Genomic DNA, 1,673 nt, shown 5'->3' on the forward strand with positions numbered 1-1,673 from the left:
GAGGCCGAGAAAACGCATGTCCTTCGACGAGCTCAGGATGAGGCGACAGCCGGTCGCGAATTTGGAACTCGGTGGCGTCGTCTGACAGCGTGTAGAGCGTCTGAAGGATCAGGATCTTGAACATGAGGACCGGATCGTAGGGCGGGCGGCCACCCCTCGATCCGTCTGACCACTTCAACGCAGTTGTCAGCTTCGGTCGGAAAGCGTCGAAGTCGATCAGGGCCGCGAGCTTCACCAAGGGATCGCCGTTCTCCGACAATCGCTGATGCAATTACCCACCTCCCTTGCGGGGGTCGGGTTTCGCTAATTCCTTTATGGGATGGGGCGCAGCGATCTTGAGCGGTTGAGCCGCGAGGAGCTGATCGATCCTTCGACGGGCTCAGGATGAGGTGGTGCTGCGGCTGCAGCGCCCGGAGAAGACTTCGCGCACTTCGTCCAATCCACCGGCGACGGACCGCAAAGAGCGGCGCGAGCAATCCAAACCCGGCGGAGCGAAGCCGGGGCACGAGGGGCATAGCCGGGCGATCAGCGACGATCCCAACGCGGTCGTCGAGCATCGTCCCGACCGCTGTTCATGCTGCGGCGGCGCCCTGCACGGCGATCTTTCCGCCGAGATCGTGAGCGTGTCCGAGCGGATCGAGTTGCCGGAGGTGGCGCCGGTCGTCACTCAACATCGGCGACTGGTCGTTCATTGCCCGACCTGCGAGGCGCGGGTGGTCGCGCCGGTGCCGGAGGCGGCGCGCGGCACGCCCCTCATGGTGAGCCCGTCGAACCATCGGCCCGCGGCTGCATGCGGTGGCGACGTATCTGAAGACCTTCCAGGCGCTGTCCTACGAGCGGCTGCAGGCGGCCTTGTCGGACCTGTTTGGTCTCACCCTCAGCCAGGGCGGGCTGATGAACCTGCTTCAGCGCGCGCAAAGGCGCTTCCGCTCCGGTCGCGAGGCCGCCGTGTCCGCCCTGCGCCGGGCCGCGGTGGTCGTATCGGACGAGATGGGCGTGCGCATCGAGGGCAGCAACGCTTACCATTGGGTCTTCCATTCGGCCGAGGCGGTCGTCCATCAGGCTTCGCCGACGCGGGGCGCCGTCGTGGTGCGGGAGATGATGGACGGCCACCGGCCCGCGGTGTGGAACTCGGACCGTTACACGGCTCAACAGGGCCATGCGACCTCGCACCAGACCTGCCTCGCCCATCTCGCCCGGGACGTCGCCTACGTCGTCGAGGTCAGCGACGACCCCGTGCCCTGGCGATTGCAGCTCTGGCTGCACGCCGTGTTCGCCCTGGCCGAGCGCGTCACCGACTTGGCCACCTCAACCTTAGCAGCCAAGCGCCGGACCTTGGATCGACAACTCGGCGCCATCCTCGCCACGCCGAGCGGCTGCGATCTGACCCGAGGCCTCCAGGCCAAGATCGGTCGGGCCCGCGGTCAGCTCCTGGTCTTCCTCGTCCATCCCGGCGCGGTCGAGCCGACCAACAACGGCTCGGAGCGACTGCTGCGCCCGGCGGTCGTGCAGCGGAAGGTGACCAACGGCTATCGGGCGATGTGGGCCGCCCAGGGCGAGGCCGCCATCCGCACCGTCGTTGATACCGCGCGCCTGACCGGTGCCACGCCCTTCGGCACCATCCTCAAGACCGTCAGCGCTTAAACCCCGCCATTACGGGCCTGGGTAATTAC

The 1,673-nt window shown here is 67.1% G+C and carries 1 protein-coding gene and 1 pseudogene; one reads left to right on the forward strand and one right to left on the reverse strand.

The genetic code is table 11. From position 1 onward, the window contains the following. Window positions 1-271, reverse strand: a 271-nt coding sequence (locus tag COGEMETH_RS01360) for a transposase (protein ID WP_238180828.1), incomplete at its 3' end; no start/stop codon positions are given. A 48-nt stretch (window positions 272-319) separates the two neighbouring features. Between COGEMETH_RS01360 and tnpC the strand changes: the two are divergent. Continuing rightward, a pseudogene (tnpC, locus tag COGEMETH_RS01365) lies at window positions 320-1,644 on the forward strand (IS66 family transposase). Window positions 1,645-1,673 lie beyond the last annotated feature (29 nt).

Source organism: Methylobacterium trifolii (assembly GCF_022179685.1).
GTDB classification, from domain to species: Bacteria; Pseudomonadota; Alphaproteobacteria; order Rhizobiales; family Beijerinckiaceae; genus Methylobacterium; species Methylobacterium trifolii.